We start from the raw sequence: 19,756 nt of genomic DNA on the forward strand, positions 1-19,756 counted from the left end.
ATTTACTTTCGCTTGCAGATTAATGCCGCCCGGTATTTTTCCTTCTGACCCGGTATTTCCCTTCTGAAAGGCACGACAGACATGGCATCCACGAAGCCCATCGCAGGCGGCGCAATTCCCGCCCTCACATTTCCCAAGGTCGGCGGCGGCAGCCTGAGCATTGGTGGCCCGCGGGATGCCTGGACGCTGTTCGTGGTCTATCGCGGTAAGCATTGCGGACGCTGCAAAAAGTACCTCGGCATTCTGGAGAAGATGAAGGGCGAGTGGGAGGCCGCTGGCTTTGAAATTGTTGTGGTCTCGGCGGATACCGAAGAAAAAGCCAAGGCGGACATAGCGGAATTCGGCTGGAGCTTTGACGTCGGTTACGGCCTGACCGAAGCGCAGATGGGCGAACTCGGTCTCTACATCTCCGACCCGCTTTCGCCATCCGAGACCGACCGCCGCTTTGCCGAGCCCGGCATTTTCTGCGTTCGTCCGGACGGCACCAATCAGATCGTCGCCATCTCCAACGGTCCCGCGGCGCGCCCGGAACTTGCGGAGCTCCTGGACGGCATGATCTTCAATATCAAGAACGAGCGGCCCGCACGCGGGATGGTCGACGCCGCATAAAGCCTCGTCTTTCCGACTGAATCTGTAAGAGCGCGACTGTCCAAATCAAGGACGCTTGCGCTCTTATGACTTGTGGGCGCTGTCAGAGACTGTTACGCCCTTGATGCTCTCTGGATACAGTTTTCAAATCGTGTTTTTTGAGTATCTTCGCATCCCGTCGGGGATGTTTTTGTTTGGGACGACGGCAGTGGCCATGGCGTGCGCCTTTGCCGTCTATGCGGGCCTTGGCTGGCCAGGAGGTGCATCATGTCACGCTTCAATAAAACGCAAGGCTTCAACTTTTGAGGCCATGAGCAAGCGCCGGAAGGGATTCCCCTCCGAAACGCATGTCAAACGCGGCTATCGTACTGTCGGCGATGGCAAAGAACTCCTCGAAAAACTCGGTCGCAACGATCCTTGCCCCTGTGGGTCAGGATTGAGATTTCAAGCGCTGCTGCCTTACGAGCCGCCGCTATCAGGGTAGCGCGCGTGACGATTACTGGCGTGACTAGCTCCGCGCGGAATCTAAAAGGAACGCTGGACCGGCGTTGGGAACTTTCAAGCCTGCTTTCAATGCGGGTTCATTCCGAAAGCGCGCCGCCCTTCCCGCTGAGCGGACCCGGGAAGGTCGGTTGATCAGACGACACACGACCGTGCCACAAGAGAATGGCCGTCTTGTCTGGGCCGCAGAGACCGTCCTTACCCTAAACCGGAACCGTATCCCGGCCTTCACCACCGAATCGGGTAGCGGCGAAACCGATGATCAGGCCCGCGATGGCGCCTTGCAAGGTGAACCAGAAAGGCGAGGTGAACAGGCTCCCAGCTCCGAAGGCAGCCGTAAATACCTGCGCCAGGGTATCGTACGCGAAGAAAGTCAGAACAAAGTTCATCCAGGCGCCCATGAAGGGTGCACGGAACCACCAGGGCATGGGCAGCTTCAGGATCGGATGCCAGGTGAAGACACCGAAGATACCGATAATCGCCCCTAACGTGGTGTACCAGAGCAGGAAGCCCCAGCGCAGCAGCGGGGCGCCATCGGGTACGAGACTTGGGAGCATGAAAAATCCGGCAAGACCGATAATGAAACCGACTGTCTTACCGATGGCGATTCGTGTAATGAGAGAGGGTTTTTCAAACATCGAACTCTCCTGACATGACGACAAGGCGTTACCGGCACACACGCTGGTGCGCGCGGCTGACATGCCCCCCGCTGGCAGGCTCCCCCAAGATTGAGTATCACGCGTTTTCAGCTCTCCTGCCTTGATGTCGATCATTCGTGAGGCCGGTGGCAAATCTCCCGGTTTTTTTTGATCTCTCCGTGAGCTTTTTCTGGTGCTGGTCGCGTTTCACGTTAGCATGCGCCATGCCTGATCTCTTTTCCCTCATTTTCATCGCGCTGACCTTTCTGCTGGCCGGAACCGTGAAAGGTGTGATCGGAATGGGATTGCCCTCCGTTTCGCTGGCGCTGCTGACGGCGTCGCTGGGTCTGCCGCAGGCGATGGCTCTGCTAGTCGTGCCCTCGTTCGTGACCAATGTCTGGCAGGCCGTCACGGGTGGCAATGCCCTGCGCATTCTCAAGCGGATCTGGCTCTTTCTGGTGATGGCGTCGGTGACGGTCTGGCTGGGGGCGGCGGCCCTGACCCGCGTCAATCTGGAGCTGCTCTCGGCGCTGCTGGGTCTTCTGCTGGTTGTCTATGCCGTGTTGGGCATGAGCGGCGCACGCTTTTCCATGCCGCGGCGCCAGGAGGCCTGGGCCGGACCTTTGCTCGGGGGTGTGAATGGTGTGCTGACCGGAATGACCGGGTCCTTTGTGGTACCGGGGGTGATTTTTCTGCAGGCCATCGGTCTGTCCCGAGACATGCTGATCCAGTCCATGGGGATGCTCTTCACCGTCTCCACCCTGGCGCTTGCGATCTCGCTCAAAGGCAACGGGCTGCTGACCGCCGAGCTCGGCGGTATCTCGGCGGTCGCGGTCGTGCCGGCGCTCATCGGGATGGTCCTGGGGCAGCGCTTGCGGCGCCGGCTCTCCGAAAAGCTCTTCCGCCGCGTCTTCTTCATCGCGCTGCTGTTGCTCGGCCTCTACATCATTGCCGATGCGGTCTGGTAGGCGGGCGCTAGATCAGATCCGGTTTAGATGGAATCGCCTTCGGCGATCCGTCGTACCGGTGAATCTGCTCTTATTATAAGATGTAGAGCGGGTTCACATGTTTTAGCGAAAACACAGAGTGTTTCCGTTAAAACATGACGCGCTCTAAGGGCTGATGCGAAACGGCCAGCCTTGCGAGCTGGGGCAAGGCCGGCCGTATAGAGCCCGGAGAGGGTTTAGGAAGAAGCTTTCTTGCTCTTCACCAGCCGGGCCAGGAAGATCAGCAGACAGGCACCCGCCGTCGCGGCCAGGAGCTTGGGAATCAAGCCGAAAATGCCGACGCCCAGGAGGGGCAGGATGAAGCCTGCGGCCAGACCGCCTGCAATGCCAAGCAAGATGTTGGCGATCAGGCCCATCTCCGACTTCATGAGTTTCTCCGCGGCAAAGCCCGCAATGCCGCCGATAATAATTGAACCAATGAGTTCACCCATCATAATTCTTGTCTCCGTGTGAATAGGTTTTGCTTTTATCCCGAGGTCGCCCGTGGGGCCGTGTGCCGCGCGTCATCCCCGCAAGATTTGAATTTTTACTCTGATCATCCTGATGCCGATTTCTTCTGTCCTGGCTCACTGAACGCGACGACCCGTGTCCGCGTTATTGCGCTTGCTCAACCCAGAATGCAGTGTTTGGCGAAGTCCGTTGCCTCGTTCGCTGTCCAGTCGCCCTTGGGTTTATCCTTCATGTCTGCGCACCATTCTTCGCTACCGACTTCCGGTGAGCAGGCAGCGGTTAAAGCGCCGGCAATCAGAACAGCGGCAAGGGTCAGGCGGTTCGTTCTTTTCATCGTGTTCCTCGTGTGTCGTCGAGCGAGTCTTTTTGGTTCAAAAATTGTCGATCTTTTTTTCAGTTACCTGCGCTGGATGAATCAATCTCAGAGCTAATGCCACCAGAGGTAAGAATATCTGCTCCGGTATCGTAAACTTAGGATAGTTCAACGCCGCGCCACTGCCTGTTCGTAATAACACGTAGTGCCTTGCAACGGCTTGCTGCGGACGGATCAGGATGAGGCGATTCGAAAGCCAGAATTCCGCCCCATTTCAGCATCATCTCAGCGTCATCCCTGTGGGAATTGGGTGTCATCGATCCCAGTCGCCACTGTCCGGAAGCCGGATGGCCGGCGCACCTGAGAGACGTCAGGCCCGCCAAACTCCAGGCCTGAGATACTTCAGATCCGGCTAGGAGTGTTCCGGATCGTATACATATCCCAGACCCCGCACCGTGCGGATGATGGTTGGCTTTTCCGGGTTCTTCTCGATCTTGCGCCGCAGGCGGGAAATCCGGATATCGATGCTTCTGTCAAAGGGGTCCCATGACCGGTCATGGGCTTGCTCCAAAATCTGGTCACGATTCAGCACCCGGCCTTTGTTCCGGGCGAAGGCTTTCAGCAGATTGAATTCCATGGCCGTCAAGGGCAGTTCGCTGCCGTCGCCCGCGGTCATCTTCGCGGCCTCGATATCCAGGAGGTAATCTCCGAATTGCGCCGTGTCGATTTTCGCCGGGCTTTCCTGCTTTACACTCCCCTGGCCTCTGCGCCGCAGAACGGCCTTTATGCGGGCTTCCAGTTCGCGCAGATCGACCGGTTTGCCCAGATAGTCGTCCGCGCCCATCTCCAGGCCGATAATGCGGTCGACGACTTCTCCTGCGGCGGTCAGCATGATCACCGGAATCTGGCTGTCGACGCGCAGGGACCTGAGCGCCGCCAGGCCGTCTTCGCCTGGCATGTTGATGTCCAGGATGATCAGGTCGATACCGTCGCGGGTCAGCAAAGAGCGAAGCTCCTGCGCATCGCCCGCGGTCGTAACGGCAAACCCGCGCTTGCCGAGGTACTCCTGGAGCATTTCGCGAACGTCCTGTTCGTCGTCGCACACCAGAATCCGTGTCGTCTTGTCGTCCATTTACCTGTCTTCTTTCACATCGCCCAGAATGCCGAAAACGAGTTTGCGCAGCTCGTCCGGCGAGACCGGCTTTTCCAGGAAGGGCCGGTCGAGTTCCTTTAAAAGCGCTTGAGACGCCTTTCCCATCGTATCCCCTGTGATGAAGGCGCAACGCCTGAGCAAATAGGGGAAATCCGTCTCCAGTGCATTGTAGAGGCCGCGTCCGTCAATCTCGGGCATGTTGAGGTCACTGAGAAGGACGTCGTAGCGACGGTGCTTCAAACAGGTAATGGCCTCATGCCCGGAGTTGGCAATGGTGACTCCGAAACCCTCGTTTGCCAGAACCTCCGCGACAAATTCCGCTACGTCGGCCTCGTCGTCGACCACCAGGACTCTCTTCGCGGCGGTCTCATCCCGCTGGAGGACTTCTTTCTGCGCTGCGTCGTCCTGATCCTTCGCGAGCGGCAGCCTGATGGAAAAGCGGCTGCCCTGTCCGCCCTGCGGGTCGAGCCGGATCTGTCCGCCGTGGGAGTGGATAATGCGATGGCAAAAGGCGAGGCCGATCCCCGTGCCGTCGCCGACGCTCTTGGTCGTAAAGAAGGGTTCAAAAATACGCGCCCTGATGTTCTCGGGGATGCCCGGTCCGTTGTCCGCGATTACGATCTCAAGGAAGTTACCGGAACTCTCGACAGTCGAAGAAACCTCGACACGGTCGCCGATCCCCGATGTGCTGATTGCCTGTCCCGCATTGATAATCAGGTTGATGACCACCTGGGTGATCTGGTCCGCATCGGCGAGGATCTCCGGCAGGTCGTCCGGCAGCTGCGAGAGGATCTCGACGCCGTCCTGTTGTTGCCCGAAGCCCGCGACGTCGATCGCGGTGGCGAGCACAGCGTAAATGTTCACCGGCTCCATCTTGGTCGGCTGCTGCCGTGCCATGGCCAGGAAGGTCTTCACGATCTTGGCGCTGCGCTCGGCGGCATTACTGATCTTGTCGATCCGGCGCAGGATATCCGCGTCATTGGTCTCCTCCCGCAGCATCAGGGAGTGCCCCACTACGATGGAGAGCGGATTGTTGAGTTCATGCGCCACGCCGGCCAGCAGTTCGCCCAGTGCCGACATCTTCTCGTTCTGGAACAGCATGTCCCGCTGTCTGGAGACTTCTTCCTGAAGCGCCAACTCATCGGTGAGATCGCGGGTGCTGGAGACGATGACCTCCTCGCCGTTAAAGGTGATCAGCCGCGCGGAGACGGCACCGGGAAAGACCTTGCCTTTCTGGTCGACGAATTCGGTCCGGTAGTCGTTCAGCCAGCCCTTCTCCCGAAGCGCCTGTAAAAATCTGGGGCGTGCGTCCGGATCCGTGAAGAAGGAGCGGTAACTGCGAACCTCTCCCGTTTCCTTGGCTGTCTCCAGACTGGTGAAAAGCAGCTCTCCGGTCTCGGCCTTGGTCATCTGGATCGGAACCGGGCTGGCCTCCAGGACCTGCTTGACCAGTTCCTGGGATTTGACCTCCTCGGTGAGGTCGGTAACGCTGGTCACGATCACTTCCTCGCCGCGGAACTCCGCGAAACGCGCGGAGATGGAGGCGGGAAAGACCACGCCCTTTGCAACGACATTCAGCCGGTAATTGTCGACCTGTCCATCGGCAAGCATCTGTGTGATGAAGTCGGCTCGTTCATCGATATTCGCGTAATGCTCCTTGGCGGACCTGGTGTTTCCGAAAAGCTCAAGTGCGGCGGGCGAGCGGTAGAGAATCTGACCGTCGCCGGTGCGCGCCATGATGACGATCGCGGCGCTCGCGTCCAGGACGGTCCGGACCAGCAGATCGCCCTCGCGCTCGATGAATTCGGCTTTCTTGCGTTCCGTGACATCGGTCCGGGTGACGACGAAGCCGCCGAGTTTCGTCGGGTGAGTCGAGACGAGGTAGCAGGTCCCGTCCGTATGCGTCAGTTCGTATTCATCGACATAGTCGTGCGTGGTCTGCAGCCGGGCCTGTACCCAGGCATCCTCCCGGCCGACCGCGTCCGAGTACACCCCCCGGCGCGCCGTCTCGCGCATCAGGATCTCCCAGTCGAGCCCGGGTTCCAGCATGTCGGCGACCGCGGCGTTCATCTCCTTGTAACGCTGGTTGCACATGACCAGCCGCCGGTCATCGTCGTAGAGCGCGAAACCCTCGCTGAGAGACTCAATCGCATCCTGCAGCAAATCGCGGGCGCGGCGGATGTCGTCTTCGCTGTCTTTTCTGTTATCTGCCCCACTCTCCATGCTGAAACCCTAGCTCACCGATGTTTCAGTTCGTTTTCCTGTCAGCGTTCCAATGTTTCAATTGTTTCAGAAATGAGGCGCCGCGCCTTGATGAAAACGACCTAACTTATTGAAAAAAATATATTCTTTATCATTATCTCATTTTTACGATGCTGGAAACAACTGAAACGCGATATCGGGCGGCGTGACAATCGGCTGAAACATGCAGGGCGCAAATAGAGGTCATCGACGAACGCAACAAGGCAAGCCCGATGCTCTTTACCTGCAACACACACCAAACCGACCCGGCTCCGATCGTCGCTCTGCACTCTTCGGCATCAGACCGAAGACAGTGGAGCGGCCTGGTTTCGGACCTTCGCGACCGGCATGACGTTTTCACCTTCAACCTGCCGGGATATGGCCCGGACTTCACACGCTGCCGCGCCTTCAAGGGGATGGCAACCGTTGCCGAACCGATCCTGCAGGAAATCCTGAAGATCGGGCAGGCCGTCCACCTGGTCGGTCATTCCTTCGGCGGCGGCGTCGCGCTGAAGATCGCTCTGATGCGGCCCGATCTTGTCAAGAGTCTGACGCTCTATGAGCCCGTCGCCTTTCACATCCTGAGGGGCAGGGGGGCGGAGGATGCCGGACTGCTCGCGGGCCTCAAGCAGGTCGAGGAAAGCCTGCGCGCCGTTGGTTCGGATGGACGCGACGGCCCCGGTCTCAAGCCCTTTATCGACTTCTGGAACGGTGACGGCGCCTGGGACCGGATGCCCGAAACCCTGCGTGACCGGCTTATCTCGGCAACCGCCGCTGTGCTTGCCGACTTCGACAGCTGCTTCAGCGAAGACTGGCGGCTCGAGGATCTCGGCGGATTGGAACTGCCGACGCAGATACTCATGGGCATGGAGTCTCCGGAGATCGCGCAACGCACGGCGACTCTGATCTTCGGCCAGATTCCGGATGCCGAGCTGGTGATGCTGCCGGGGCTGGGCCATATGGCGCCAATCCATGCACCTGACTGGGTCAATCCCCGTATCAAGCAGCATATCGCGCGCATTGAGCGCAGTGCGGAGCACTTCGCCTGGCCGCAATCGCACGCCGCCTGAAAAGCGCATCAACCGACAAGCACAAGAACGGAAGCTGCCCGAAACCCGGGCAGGGGTGTCCGGCAAGAGGAAACAACAATGTCTATCGGCAGCTTTACCCACCCCATCCGCATGCTCGCGGGTATTTCAAATTCCACCAAACCCAAGGAGAGTGAAATGAGTACGAATGTTCTGACCAGCTCGAGCTCTGACCTGCCTGCGACCGGCACTTCAGTCGATGCTCCCGCGCTGGAAGCCGGGACGCCTGATTTTTCGGCCATCAAATCCAAACAGAATGCGGCCTGGTCTTCCGGCGACTATGCCAAGATCGGCGTGACTCTTCAGATCGTCGGCGAGGAGCTGGCCGAAGCGGTCAATCCCGTGCCGGGATCCCGCGTTCTGGATGTCGCGGCGGGCAATGGCAATGCCACGCTGGCTTTCGCCCGGCGCTGGTGTGATGTGACCTCCACGGACTATGTGCAAAGTCTTCTGGACGGCGGGCGCAGGCGCGCCGAAGCAGAGCGGTTGGAGGTGGCTTTCCAGACGGCCGACGCCGAAGACCTGCCCTTTGCCGATGGGTCCTTCGACAACGTCGTTTCCACCTTCGGCGTCATGTTCACACCCAACCAGAAACAGTCCGCCGCCGAAATGATCCGAACCTGCCGCTCCGGCGGCAAGATCGCCATGGCGAACTGGACGCCCGAGGGCTTTATCGGCACGCTCTTCAAGACTCTCGGCAAGCGCGTTCCCCCGCCCGCCGGCGTCTCTTCGCCCGCCCTCTGGGGGACGGGGGACTGGATTGAAGAGCAGTTTTCCCCCGACGCCCTGGACATCACAATGAAGCTGAAGAGCTTTAATTTCCGCTATCGTTCTCCCGAGCATTTCATCGAGTTCTTCCGGGTCTTCTACGGGCCGGTGCGCAAGGCCTTTATGGCGCTCGACAAAGGCGGACAGATTGCCCTCTACAATGACATCTACGCAGCGGTCGACCGCTTCAACCAGGCGACGGACGGTTCCATGATCGTCCCCTCCGAGTACGCGGAAGTGATTGTAACCAGACGATAAGCCAGGGGCACCAGGCGCTAAACCGGGTCAGCAATCTCTACCCCGCGGCGGCCCCTGACGCCGGCGATCGTCGGGGGCTTTCCGCCCTGTCTGCGAGGAACCCTGGCGGCATCTCGGGCCTCAATAGACCCGAAAGCTGCTTTTACAGTTATTCCAAATCCTCTAAATTGCGAATGCAGTAAATAACCAGTCGAGGCCCGACAATTAAGAGGGGAATATTAATGGCGCAACAAACTCTTTTTGAGAAATATGGCGGGTTTTCGAAAGTAAGTAAGATGGTTCTTGCGTTTTATGACACTTTGTTGGATAGCGACGAAATCGGCCCGTTTTTCGACGATATAGACATGTCGAAGATGGTCGATCACCAGACCAAATTCGTTGCCTCCCTGCTCGGGGGTCCGGCATCTTACAGCGACAAGCAGCTGCATCAATTGCACAATCATCTGGACATTCACGATGCGCACTTCGATGAATTGAAGGATGTCTTGAAAGACACCCTGTCCGATCACGGTGTTGAACCCGCCGATGTGGAAACCGTGCTTCAGGAATTCGAACAACGGCGCAGCTATATCGTGGGACAACCCCATGTCGATTGAGGCCATCAACGAACAGCTGTTACGGGCGATCGGTGTCGGCGTCGCACTGCTTGACCGCGGCAGTTTGAACTTTCACTTTCACAACGACACTTTCGAGGAGTGGTTCGGTGCCCAGGTCGGCGTCAATCCCCTGCCGGCCGTATTCGAGGGACTGGACGTCGCGGCGCTGAACGCCGGGCTGAACGGCGACGGACGCTACACCGCGGAAATCAGGCATAAGAAAAAGCGCCGCAACATGGTGATCGCGGTGGAGTTCACCGCGGCCAGTGAGGGCGAACAGCAGCTTGTCGTGCTGGTCTGCCAGAACATCACCCGCATCCGCGAACTGGAATCGATGATCGATTCCTATTCCATGATGGTCGAGCGCAACACCCGCGAGATCAAGCGCGAGAAGGAGCAGGTCGAGAAGCTGCTGCTCAATATTATGCCGCGTTCGGTCTACGAAGAGTTCAAGGCTTTCGGTGTTGTCACACCGCAGCTCTATGATCCCATTTCGGTTCTGATGCTGGATTTCGTCGGCTTTACCGACATGGTCGCCTCCACCGACCCCAGCGTGACAGTGACCGAACTCAACGATATCTACAGCGCTTTCGACCGCATCGGAGAGCAGTTCGGCTGCGAGCGGATCAAGACCATCGGCGATGCCTACATCACCGTCGCGGGCCTGCCCGATCCGATGCCCGATCACTCCAAGGCCGTGGCGAACACCGCGATCCGCTTCATCCGCTATCTGGAGCGGCGCAACAAGAGCCATCCGCACCAGTGGCATTGCCGGATCGGCCTGGCGTCTGGGGCGGTCGTCGGCTCGGTCGTGGGCATTCAGAAGTACGTCTACGATATCTTTGGTCCGGCGGTGAATCTGGCGACACGGCTGCAGGAATTCTCCGAACCCATGCAGATCTCCGTCCAGGACGAAGTTGCGAAGAACCTGCGCGAGGACTTCGAAATCGACCGCCTCGGCGAGCGGGACATTCGCGGTTTCCCGGCCCAGGAAGTCTGGCGCCTGCACGACAGCAAGAAGATTGCGCCGCCACCGAAGACTTAGCTCTGCACCGCGCTCCTGAAGGCGGCCGCGAGAGCTGTGAGCGCGTCGCGCGAGCGGTCATCCTTCACTCTGGAATGCAGCAGAACCGGCAGGCGGGGCAAGGCCGGAAGACCGAGCTTGGGACCCACCTCGACGGCGCCGAAGGGCAGCATGCGCCGCGCCAGGGCGGAGACGCCGAGCCCGGCCATAACGGCGGCGGACACCGCCGTGACGCCGCCGCCGACGAAGCTTTCCCGCCAGGGCACGCCCGCCTCGTCGAGTAGCTGAAGCGCCATGATCCGCACACCGCAGGGTTCGGCCATGGTGGCAATCGGCAAGGGCTCGCCCGCCGGGTGCGTCCAGTCCGGTGCCGCGAACCAGCCCATTTTTTCTTCCGTCAGAACCTCGCCGTCGTTCCGTCCCGCGTCGAAGCGAACAATGACCGCGTCGAGCTCCCGCCGGTCGTAGCTTTGCAGCAGATCGCCCGTGGTTCCGATCCGGATTTCGATCACCATCTGCGGATCCTGCGCATTCATGCGCGCGATCAGCGCGGGAAGCTCGGGCCCCGCGACATGGTCGCTGATGCCGATGATCAGACGCTGCCGGACAGCCGTGAAGTCGGCGAAGGCGTGTTCCTGGATCTCCAGAAGTTTGCGGGCGTGGGCGAGGAAGGTAAGACCCTGTGCTGAGAGCTCCACACGCCGGGGCGTGCGTTCAACCAGACGGCAGCCGAGCCGCTCCTCCAGCCGCTTCAGCTTCAGGCTGACCGCCGATTGGGTTGTCCGCGAGGCCTCGGCCGCGCGGGTAAAGCTGCCGAGTTCGGCGATGCGGACGAAAGCCTGGACAGCGTCCAAATCGAGTGCACGTTCTATCATTGCATATCGTTATAACTGAAATATTTAATCATATAATACACAAATAACTGCGCGCCACTTAAATTGACGTCACTGCAGTTTGGACCATCAACTTATGGAAAGGATCCGCAATGCCGCTCTGTCAAATTTCACTGCGCGCCGGGAAGCCGGAAAGCTATCGCCGGGCGATCTGCGACAGCCTTTACCAGGCGATGCGCGAAAGCCTGAATGTGCCCGAAGACGATCAGTTCATGACGGTCACGGAGCATGACGCGGCGAATTTCCGGCATGGGAGCGCTTACGGCGTCACCCGCAGCGCGGATCTGGTCTACTTCCGGATTATTACCTTCGATGGCCGCGCGGCTGAGAAAAAGCTGGCGTTCTTCGAGAAGCTTGCGGAGCTGCTTGCCGACAATCCCGGTATCCGGTCAGAGGATGTTTTCGTGAATATTGTCGAGAGCCCCCGGGAGAACTGGTGGGCCGGTCACAGTCTCGCGCAACCTGCCTGATGCTATACCGCACCCGAAGCTGCGTATCTCTTTTCGCTTAGGCGATCTCACCGCACCCCCCGATTCATGCCGCCGTCGGCGAGAAGGGCCTGACCGGTGATGTAGCGCGCGCTCTCGGAGGCCAGGAAGACGCAGGCCTGACCGATCTCCTCGAAGCTCGCGGGGCGCTGCGCCGGGATGGATTTTAATGCGGCGTCCGACAGGTTCACGTTTTCACAAAAGCCGGGCATGAGGTTGTTCATGCGGATGTTGTGCCGGGCGTAGCGGTCTCCGTAAAGCTTGGAGAAGGAATGCAGAGCGGCGCGCAGCATGCTCATGGGGTAGGGCGCGCGGGGTTCGACAGTGTTCATGGAGGAGATGTTCACGAAGGCGCCGCCGCCCTGTTCGATCATGACGGGCGTGACCAGCCGCGCGAGCTTAACGACGCTCAGCACATACATATCCAGGCTTTCGTGCCAGAGGTCGTCGGGCAGTTCGAGCAGAGGCCCGTCGAAGTTTGCATCGAAACCCACCGTCTTGATGGCCTCCGGAACCGAGCCGCCATGACCCATGTTGCTGACCACCGCATCGATGCGTCCGTATTCCTGCAGTGTTTCCTCCACCAGGGCCCGCAGATCGCCGGCGTCGAGCACCGAGCCGCTGCGCCCCAGCCCGCCCAGTTCCTTCGCCAGTTCGACACTGCGCCCGGACGGCGACATGAGGGAGACTTTGTATCCGGCTTTCGCCATCTCGATGGCGCAGCCGCGCCCGATCCCCTGACCGCTTCCGGTCACGATGGCCACCTTGATGTCTGACATATTTCTTTGCGCTCTTCTTTTCTGCCGACGGAAACCCAGAATCTCTGCTATCCGCAGGCTTTGGCGCGGGCAGGCATCGATCATGCTACGGCCCCAAGCTATCGCGCGCGCGAGGCCGGCTGAAGCGAAGTTATCGACCAGGCCCTGTGAGAAATTCTCATAGCGGCTCTGCCCGCTTGATTCACGCAGTGTCGTGATCATTCAAAGCAAAGTGCGCTTATACAGCTTCAAAACTCGCTGCCTCTCGATCAGCAATCTGCTGATCTCGCCGACTGGTTCTCACGGGCGCAAATTTTGAAATCTTGTGATTCGGTAAAAAAGCGCACTTCGCTGTAAAACAGGCTGTGCAGCTCTGCGAATAACGACACCCGAAAGAATCCGGGAACAGGGGAAAGGTTCGAGGAAAAAGAAGCCCATGATGAGACTCATGAAATCCGCCGTCAGCCTGTTCCTTGCCGCGAGCCTGCCGGCGCTTGCCGATCAGACCAGCCCGCAGATGCGCCTGCTGGACGACCTCGACTTTCCCGGTGAAGGATACTGTATCGACGTGCCCGGCGTCGGTCAGACCGCACGCACCGACCTTCCCCTGGTGATGCACAATTGCCTGCCGGAGAGAAGGAGTGTCGACCGGATCGCCGAGGAACGGGACGGCCGGATCTACATGCCCGCCTACGACGCCTGCGTCACCGCTCTCGGGGTTTGGTCTGTCCTTCCGGGCGTCCCCGTCATGCTCCGCCCCTGCGGAACGAACGAGAGCTTTTTGCAGGCCGATCAGTTCCAAAAATTCGAGCGCACCGCCAACAACCAGCTGCGTTTAACAGACTCCAGTCTCTGCCTGACCGCCGGCCCCGACGCAGACCGGACCTATAGCCCGACCCACCGCTGGCGGACCCTGACCATGGAAGACTGCGCGGAGGTTCCGTTGTTTTTGTCCGCGTGGAGGTGACGTCAGCTTTCATTGACGCTCCATGAAATCTTCGCGTCTTCACATATCAAGAACCCGTCCCACCATTGGATCAAATACCCTTTTACATATGAGATTGGTGACCTTGTGATGGTGTGTTTCACATCTTGCGTACTGAGCTCTTTGGAGACGAATTCGCAAACGGCACTGGGCCCCTTCGCCATTTGGAACGCGCTCGACTTGGAGAGATTAATGAAATCTGTGATGATCTCACCGCAGTGGAAGAACTCCGAATGTTGAAAGGGGCACTGGTTATCTATTAGGAAGCGGTCCAGTGAAGTTAACAATGAAATTGGGTTTTCAACCGGCTCCGAACAAAATACTTCAGCAGAACCTCCTTTGTTCCAAGCCGCTTGCGCCAAATTGGTGATATTGAAGTTTTCAAGGTCTTCTTTAAAAGGATCAGAAGTGAGGCAAGACTCGGTCAGTCTTGCTCGGGAAACAGAAGTAAATTCTATGATTGCTGAAGAGTTGCCTATGCTCTTGGCTTCTTCGAAGGGTAGCCACCATGGAAATCCACCAAGTTCCATAACAACTGTACCATTGGACACTCTAAGTTCGCGAATCGAAGTTGGATGAATGATCTTTGTTGCTTCCAGCAATGCAAAAAGCGATTCTGGTGCCATAGTAAAAACAGTCCGCTATTTCACAAACGCCTACTTTGCAGCCATGCTTGTCAATCGTCAACGGCAGCAAAGTCCGCGGAGCGGACCTGAAGCTGATGTCCGATTTTGCGCTAGCAGCGAATGAAAGCTTTTGGGAACGCGGCCGCATCATCCAAAGCCTATTGTGAATAGCAGCTCTGGGCCGATTGCCACCATTCTTATCCGAAGTCAAAGGGACAAGTCTGCCGACTCCGGCTTTGCTAACTCGGTCGCACCAAAACGCGCAAGTCTCCCACGTTCCGAAAGCCAGTGGACTCTGCCGCCGCAAGTCTCGAGCTGGATTCATAGCCCACGACAGGGGAGCCTGGCCGTAGTGCCGAAGCGGCTTGGGTGGCTTGGGCAAAGACTTGGTGATCCTGCGCCGCTGAGAAGACGTTCGACAATCCGGTCGCGTCGTTCGAGAGGTTTGCGACGCAACCGGCGTCGATGGCGGAGCCGGAACCGCGTGCGAGGAAGATGAGGTTGGGGTCGTCAAGAACGGCGGGTGGAAAGATCACCTGATCGGTGGAGATCCGGCGGTGCACCAGGCACTGTACCAGGCGGCGAGTTCGGCAGGTTCGCGAATCTGCCGCCAGGCCTCCGGTATCTTCTCGTACCCGCCGTCGTGCCAAATCCATGAGGCCTGGAAGAGAACCACCATCCCGAGCGCGGCATAGTCCAGGTCCGCAAAGCTGTCCTTGATTGAGGATATCTGCAGCCCTGCTTCCAACGAATCACGAATATTCATCAGGTGCTGCGCGCTCACGTTCGGTTGCAGCGTGACCACCTGAGGGTAGTAAGGCGGCGGTGCGTCGAGGCTGTGGAATGTCGATCGGTCGCGCGCAAAGCGCAATCCCTGCGCGCCCATGATGGCGGCGCAGAGGTCGGCGTTGTTGCCGGCCGCTATCCGGACTTCGCTGAGCGATGAGATCATGGGAATGACTTTACGAAACTATTTTCGGCAAGAGTAGCCACGTCCGATCCGTAACTTCGATTTTCGCACTGCGACCCATCGCAGCAAGTTCTTTGCAGTAAGTGAGAAGCGGTCGGCGTTGAGACTCTTCGCACCGACCGCCTCAAATCAAATGTTCCCGGTCTGGCTTTTCTCGATATTACGACTGAGCGCCAAGGTGTTCTGCGAACCAGGCGCATTGGGCTGGCGCAGAAATCTCGAAGGGACCGTCAGTGTAGGCTTCGAAATGCGCGCAATCCAGTATCAGGAGCTTTTTGGGCTCCATCGCATTTTCATAGGCCCTCAATGTCAGATCGGCAGGTGTCAGGTGGTCGTCGCGACCGACAACCAGCATTAAAGGGGTCGGTGCAATTTTGGAGACCCAATTTCCCGGCTCATATTCGGTAAAGAGCTCCATCGAGCGCAGGGTGATCTCGTTGACCCATGCGCCGCGATTGGCATCTGATAGCCCCTGAAAAAACGCGCGGCTATCGTCGGTCGGCAAGGCGCAGGGGTCGCCCTCATTTTCACCAACGACAGGAAGCCGCAGCGGCGGCTCCCCCTTCAAACGGCCTGCACGATCTGCGGCGAATCCGCTTCGCAAACCCGCCCAATGGTCCGAACGGACAAGCCGTTGCGCATTTTCCAGCCCGTAGACAAGCGGCACCTGACTGACGACGCATTTTACGCGCTTGTCCTTTGCGGCCACCACCAGAACGTGACCGCCAGAATAACTCGACCCCCAGATCCCGATGCGTGCCGCATCCACCGTTTCGATGCCTTGCACCCATGTGATTGCGTCGCGGTAATCGGCGATCTGCTGGTCGGGGTCAATTTCCCCGCGTGGCTCTCCGCCGCTCTGTCCCAAGTTGCGGTTGTCGTATACCAGAACGTTCATCCCGGCGCGCTGGAATGTCTCGGCAAAGCCGGCGAGGTGCATTTCCTTGGTGGCCGAAAACCCATGCGCCATGATGACGCAAGGTGCCGGCGTCGGTGCGGCCCGGTAAAACCACCCGGCAAGTTCGGTGCCGTCTTCGGTCTTGAATGTCACGTCAGTTTTCATGTGATCCTCCCATTTCTGTGCCCCGCAGTTTGTTCTGAATTGCGGGCCAATGCTTGACAGCGCGTGCCCTATTACTTGATCCTGAGACCACACTGGGGATGCGAGGGTTCGACATTGCGCCATTGGACCACAGCCACCTTGAAGACGGGCTTACAATATGACGCCTGGGCCGATGGGTTAAATGCATCGCATCTCAGTTGGTCTTTGGGTCCACCCGAAATCACGGTTTCGGGCAGGTACCACGCCGAGTTTTCATCTCGAAGCGATACAGACTTTTCCGTCGTCAACTGTGCTTGTGACCCCTGTCACGGCACCCGGGGAAGCCGCGAGATTGGGCAGAACGACGATGCGTTTTATGGAGTTTTAGTGCTGCGTTCAGGTCACGAGGAGGTCTTGCACTCTGGGGACGCGGTCACGCTTGGTGCGGGAGATATGATGATCTGGGATGCGTCACGCCCCTGTCGGTTCCGCGCCCACACTGCCATCAGCAAAACCACACTTTTTGTAAGCCGTTCCAGGCTGCGCGCGCTCGGTGGGTCAGACAGGCTGAATACGGGTTTGATCAATGTCTCAGCAGGTTGGGGCAGGCTTCTCAGAGACAGGGTTCTGGCACTGGAACAGGTGATCGGCAGCCTCGATAACTCGACATTTGCCCGACTGGCAGACTCGCTTATCGGCGAAGTCGCGCTTCTCGCCCAACCACAAAGGCACGTAGCCAAACGGCCGCGGCGGATTCTGCTCGACCGCATTGACCGTGCCATGGATGCGCGACTGGCCGATCCCGATTTCGGCCCTCCGGAGCTTGCCGCCTCTGTCGGAATTTCCGTGAGTTATCTTCACCATCTGTTTCGAGACGAAACGGAAACTGTCCGCTCCCGCATTCTGCGCAAGCGGCTCGATGCTGTGGCGCAGATGCTTCAGGCACCCGCCAGCGCGCGCGGGTCACTCACGCAGATTGCGTTTGCCCATGGTTTTTCGAGTGCGGCTCACTTCAGCCGCAGCTTCAAACTCCGGTTCGGATGCAGCCCCAGGGCTTTTCGGGAAGATCATAGAAACATCCTGTAATATACGAAAAGTCGCCCTTGGTTCAGGTTCGCGACATCAAGCGCTTCAAAGTAAAACATACTCCGGACTTTTGACTGCACCGACGCCCAGCTGGCTCAGGTACCGCTCGCCCGCTTTGGCAGGAACAGCATCGCGCGGACTCTTTCCCAGCGCAGCGTGTTCCGGATTTGTTCGACAATCCGCAACGCCTGTGGTAGTGTCATTTCAGTGCCGGGCTCGCCCTTCCGGTGCCTTCATCTTATATTCGTTTCAGACCTTTGCCGGACGGCTGTCTTTCAGTCTCCGGCCTGCGTCGGGGGCTTTGCTGCCTAGAGCAGCCGTTTCTCCGCTGAGACCGCGACTCATCTCAGCGGTACGTAAAAGACCGTGAAATTTCGTCCGACAGACAACACCAACCAACACCAGGAAACCAACAGAAAGCCAATCCATGTACGCCTTTTTCGAACGCCTTTTCGATCCCCTCGCGCCGGCCGCCATCGTGCAGCCGCCGTCGCGGGTCAAAGCGTTTTTCGAACACTATCTCCTGCCCATCAAGGGGCTCCTGACCCTGACCCTGCTGGTCTCGGGGATCGCGGCGATGGCGGATCTGGCGCTCTATGCTTTTCTCGGTGTTCTCGTAGACTGGATGGCGTCGACCGAGCCTGAATCTTTCATGGAAACCCACGGTACCATGCTGTGGCTCATGGCCTTTGTCGCCCTGGTGGTGCGGCCGGTCGCGACGCTGGTGGCCCGGGGGCTGATCACCCTCACGCTCTCGCCGGGGCTGACCAACCGGGTGCGCTGGCGCAATCACCGCTACGTGCTGCGCCAGAGCCTGTCTTTCTTTCAGAACGACTTCGCCGGGCGGGTGGCGCAAAAGGTCATGCAGACCGGTCATGCCCTGCGCGAGGCTGTGATCAACGTGATCGACGGGGTCTGGCTGCTGGTGATCTATCTGGCCGGGACGCTCTTTCTTTTCTCCGGCCTGGACTGGCGCCTGATGGTGCCGATCCTGCTCTGGATGGCGAGCTATGTGGCCGTGATCATCTTCATGGTGCCGCCGGTGCGCAACCGCGCCGCTTCGCTCTCCGAGGCCAACTCGGCCCTGACCGGACGGGTCGTGGACAGTTACACCAACATCCAGTCGGTCAAACTCTTCGCCCATACGGAGCGGGAGGACGAATTCACCGGCGAGACCATGCGCCGGCACACCCATGCCTTCCGCCGGCTGATGCGCTCGATCTTCGGCATGACCGCCATCCTGATGCTGCTGAACTCGCTGCTGCTGACCGCGGTGGCGGGACAGTCGATCCTGCTCTGGCTCGACGGCGGCATCACGGTCGGCGCCATCGCCATCGCCATCGGTCTGGTCATCCGCCTGAGCCAGATGTCCGGCTGGATCCTGCGCACGGTCACCAATCTTTTCGAGAACATCGGCACCGTGGAAAACGGCGTCGAGACCATCTCGCAGCCCAACGAGGTTCTGGACCGGCCCGACGCCGCCCAGTTGGAAGTGCCCCAGGGCGCGTTGCGCTTCGACAGGGTGCGCTTCCATTACGGCAAGGACAGCGGCGTCATCGAGAACTTCTCGCTCGATATCAGGCCGGGGGAAAAGGTCGGGCTGGTGGGACTCTCCGGCGCCGGGAAGTCGACCCTGGTCAATCTTCTGCTGCGCTTCTACGACCTGGAGGGCGGGCGGATCCTGATCGACGGCCAGGACATCTCCCAGGTGACGCAGGCCAGCCTGCGCAGTCACATCGCCATGGTCACCCAGGACACCTCGCTGCTGCACCGCTCGATCCGCGACAACATTGTCTACGGCCGCCCCGATGCCAGCGACGCCGAAATGCGTCGTGCGGCCGAGCTTGCGGAGGCCGCGAAGTTCATTCCGGATCTGGTCGACCGCAAGGGACGCAGCGGCTACGACGCCCATGTGGGCGAGCGGGGCGTCAAGCTCTCCGGTGGACAGCGGCAAAGGATCGCCATTGCCCGCGTGATCCTGAAGGATGCGCCGATCCTGGTGCTGGACGAGGCGACCTCGGCCCTGGATTCCGAAGTCGAAGCCGCGATCCAGGGGCAGCTGGAAAACCTCATGGCCGGGCGCACCGTGATCGCCATCGCGCACCGGCTCTCGACCATCGCAGCCCTGGACCGGCTGGTGGTGCTCGACCACGGACGTATTGTCGAGCAGGGCAGCCACGAGGAACTGCTGCGCCAGGGCGGACTCTACGCCCGCCTCTGGGAGCGTCAGTCCGGCGGCTTCCTGGGGATGGACGAGGTGGCCGAGGCGGGATGAGCCGGCGT

At 59.2% G+C, this 19,756-nt stretch carries 21 protein-coding genes; 11 read left to right on the forward strand and 10 right to left on the reverse strand.

Annotation, left to right across the window (positions count from 1 at the left end):
- The first annotated feature begins 81 nt into the window (after positions 1-81).
- Positions 82-609, forward strand: a complete 528-nt coding sequence (locus FKG95_RS06145) for a redoxin domain-containing protein (protein WP_142895451.1) — start codon at positions 82-84, stop codon at positions 607-609.
- A gap of 103 nt (positions 610-712) precedes the next feature.
- Positions 713-1,072: an SEC-C metal-binding domain-containing protein gene (locus FKG95_RS29890; protein ID WP_246116726.1), complete on the forward strand. Its 360-nt coding sequence runs from the start codon at positions 713-715 to the stop codon at positions 1,070-1,072.
- A gap of 220 nt (positions 1,073-1,292) precedes the next feature.
- On the opposite strand, the gene FKG95_RS06155 is transcribed toward FKG95_RS29890, so the two are convergent.
- The gene (locus FKG95_RS06155) at positions 1,293-1,727 is read right to left on the reverse strand and encodes a hypothetical protein (RefSeq protein WP_142895452.1); all 435 of its coding nucleotides are present in this window, start codon (positions 1,725-1,727) and stop codon (positions 1,293-1,295) included.
- Between the two features lie 224 nt (positions 1,728-1,951).
- On the opposite strand from FKG95_RS06155, the gene FKG95_RS06160 reads away from it, so the two are divergent.
- Positions 1,952-2,695 carry a sulfite exporter TauE/SafE family protein gene (locus tag FKG95_RS06160; RefSeq protein ID WP_142895453.1) on the forward strand — a complete coding sequence of 248 codons (744 nt, stop codon included), beginning with the start codon at positions 1,952-1,954 and terminating at the stop codon, positions 2,693-2,695.
- Between the two features lie 215 nt (positions 2,696-2,910).
- Here the strand turns inward: FKG95_RS06160 and FKG95_RS06165 are convergent, their stop codons facing one another.
- The 4 genes from FKG95_RS06165 to FKG95_RS06180 form a co-directional block, all read right to left on the reverse strand.
- Positions 2,911-3,168 carry a GlsB/YeaQ/YmgE family stress response membrane protein gene (locus FKG95_RS06165; RefSeq protein WP_218940088.1) on the reverse strand — a complete coding sequence of 86 codons (258 nt, stop codon included), beginning with the start codon at positions 3,166-3,168 and terminating at the stop codon, positions 2,911-2,913.
- 173 nt (positions 3,169-3,341) lie between these two features.
- A complete protein-coding gene (locus tag FKG95_RS06170; RefSeq protein WP_142895454.1) occupies positions 3,342-3,518 on the reverse strand; it encodes a DUF3012 domain-containing protein in 177 nt (58 codons plus the stop codon).
- A 391-nt stretch (positions 3,519-3,909) separates the two neighbouring features.
- Positions 3,910-4,629: a response regulator gene (locus FKG95_RS06175; RefSeq protein ID WP_142895455.1), complete on the reverse strand. Its 720-nt coding sequence runs from the start codon at positions 4,627-4,629 to the stop codon at positions 3,910-3,912.
- Positions 4,630-6,873, reverse strand: coding sequence for an ATP-binding protein (locus tag FKG95_RS06180; RefSeq protein WP_142895456.1), 2,244 nt, complete (start codon positions 6,871-6,873; stop codon positions 4,630-4,632).
- Positions 6,874-7,124: 251 nt separating this feature from the next.
- Here FKG95_RS06180 and FKG95_RS06185 point away from each other — a divergent pair, with 251 nt between their 5' ends.
- The 4 genes from FKG95_RS06185 (at position 7,125) to FKG95_RS06200 (ending at position 10,646) form a co-directional block, all read left to right on the forward strand.
- Positions 7,125-7,961, forward strand: a complete 837-nt coding sequence (locus tag FKG95_RS06185) for an alpha/beta hydrolase (protein ID WP_142895457.1) — start codon at positions 7,125-7,127, stop codon at positions 7,959-7,961.
- A 78-nt stretch (positions 7,962-8,039) separates the two neighbouring features.
- On the forward strand, positions 8,040-9,005 hold the full coding sequence (locus tag FKG95_RS06190) for a class I SAM-dependent methyltransferase (RefSeq protein WP_246116703.1): 966 nt from the start codon (positions 8,040-8,042) through the stop codon (positions 9,003-9,005).
- Positions 9,006-9,226: 221 nt separating this feature from the next.
- The gene (locus tag FKG95_RS06195; protein ID WP_142895458.1) at positions 9,227-9,601 is read left to right on the forward strand and encodes a group I truncated hemoglobin; all 375 of its coding nucleotides are present in this window, start codon (positions 9,227-9,229) and stop codon (positions 9,599-9,601) included.
- Positions 9,591-10,646 carry an adenylate/guanylate cyclase domain-containing protein gene (locus FKG95_RS06200; protein WP_142895459.1) on the forward strand — a complete coding sequence of 352 codons (1,056 nt, stop codon included), beginning with the start codon at positions 9,591-9,593 and terminating at the stop codon, positions 10,644-10,646. Before FKG95_RS06195 ends, FKG95_RS06200 begins: the two co-directional genes overlap by 11 nt.
- Here FKG95_RS06200 and FKG95_RS06205 read toward each other — a convergent pair.
- On the reverse strand, positions 10,643-11,500 hold the full coding sequence (locus FKG95_RS06205) for a LysR family transcriptional regulator (protein WP_142895460.1): 858 nt from the start codon (positions 11,498-11,500) through the stop codon (positions 10,643-10,645). The two genes, FKG95_RS06200 and FKG95_RS06205, sit on opposite strands and share 4 nt — an antisense overlap.
- Before the next feature lie 110 nt (positions 11,501-11,610).
- Between FKG95_RS06205 and FKG95_RS06210 the strand changes: the two genes are divergently transcribed.
- Positions 11,611-11,988, forward strand: a complete 378-nt coding sequence (locus FKG95_RS06210; protein WP_142895461.1) for a tautomerase family protein — start codon at positions 11,611-11,613, stop codon at positions 11,986-11,988.
- Positions 11,989-12,035: 47 nt separating this feature from the next.
- On the opposite strand, the gene FKG95_RS06215 is transcribed toward FKG95_RS06210, so the two are convergent.
- Entirely contained in the window at positions 12,036-12,785 is a 750-nt protein-coding gene (locus tag FKG95_RS06215) for an SDR family oxidoreductase (RefSeq protein ID WP_142895462.1), read from the reverse strand.
- Between the two features lie 415 nt (positions 12,786-13,200).
- Here FKG95_RS06215 and FKG95_RS06220 point away from each other — a divergent pair, with 415 nt between their 5' ends.
- Positions 13,201-13,731 carry an RICIN domain-containing protein gene (locus FKG95_RS06220; protein ID WP_142895463.1) on the forward strand — a complete coding sequence of 177 codons (531 nt, stop codon included), beginning with the start codon at positions 13,201-13,203 and terminating at the stop codon, positions 13,729-13,731.
- Positions 13,732-13,733: 2 nt separating this feature from the next.
- On the opposite strand, the gene FKG95_RS06225 is transcribed toward FKG95_RS06220, so the two are convergent.
- The 3 genes from FKG95_RS06225 to FKG95_RS06240 all read right to left on the reverse strand — a co-directional run bounded on the left by FKG95_RS06225 (position 13,734) and on the right by FKG95_RS06240 (position 16,408).
- Positions 13,734-14,375 carry a hypothetical protein gene (locus FKG95_RS06225; protein ID WP_142895464.1) on the reverse strand — a complete coding sequence of 214 codons (642 nt, stop codon included), beginning with the start codon at positions 14,373-14,375 and terminating at the stop codon, positions 13,734-13,736.
- Positions 14,376-14,907: 532 nt separating this feature from the next.
- On the reverse strand, positions 14,908-15,327 hold the full coding sequence (locus FKG95_RS06235) for a hypothetical protein (protein ID WP_142895466.1): 420 nt from the start codon (positions 15,325-15,327) through the stop codon (positions 14,908-14,910).
- A gap of 178 nt (positions 15,328-15,505) precedes the next feature.
- Positions 15,506-16,408 (reverse strand): alpha/beta hydrolase, encoded by a 903-nt coding sequence (locus FKG95_RS06240; RefSeq protein WP_142895467.1) that lies wholly within the window; start codon positions 16,406-16,408, stop codon positions 15,506-15,508.
- Positions 16,409-16,522: 114 nt separating this feature from the next.
- On the opposite strand from FKG95_RS06240, the gene FKG95_RS06245 reads away from it, so the two are divergent.
- Positions 16,523-17,473 carry a helix-turn-helix domain-containing protein gene (locus FKG95_RS06245; RefSeq protein WP_179953949.1) on the forward strand — a complete coding sequence of 317 codons (951 nt, stop codon included), beginning with the start codon at positions 16,523-16,525 and terminating at the stop codon, positions 17,471-17,473.
- A 427-nt stretch (positions 17,474-17,900) separates the two neighbouring features.
- Positions 17,901-19,748 carry an ABC transporter ATP-binding protein gene (locus tag FKG95_RS06250; protein WP_142895469.1) on the forward strand — a complete coding sequence of 616 codons (1,848 nt, stop codon included), beginning with the start codon at positions 17,901-17,903 and terminating at the stop codon, positions 19,746-19,748.
- Positions 19,749-19,756 lie beyond the last annotated feature (8 nt).

The organism is Denitrobaculum tricleocarpae, from assembly GCF_007004665.1.
Lineage (GTDB): Bacteria > Pseudomonadota > Alphaproteobacteria > Kiloniellales > Kiloniellaceae > Denitrobaculum > Denitrobaculum tricleocarpae.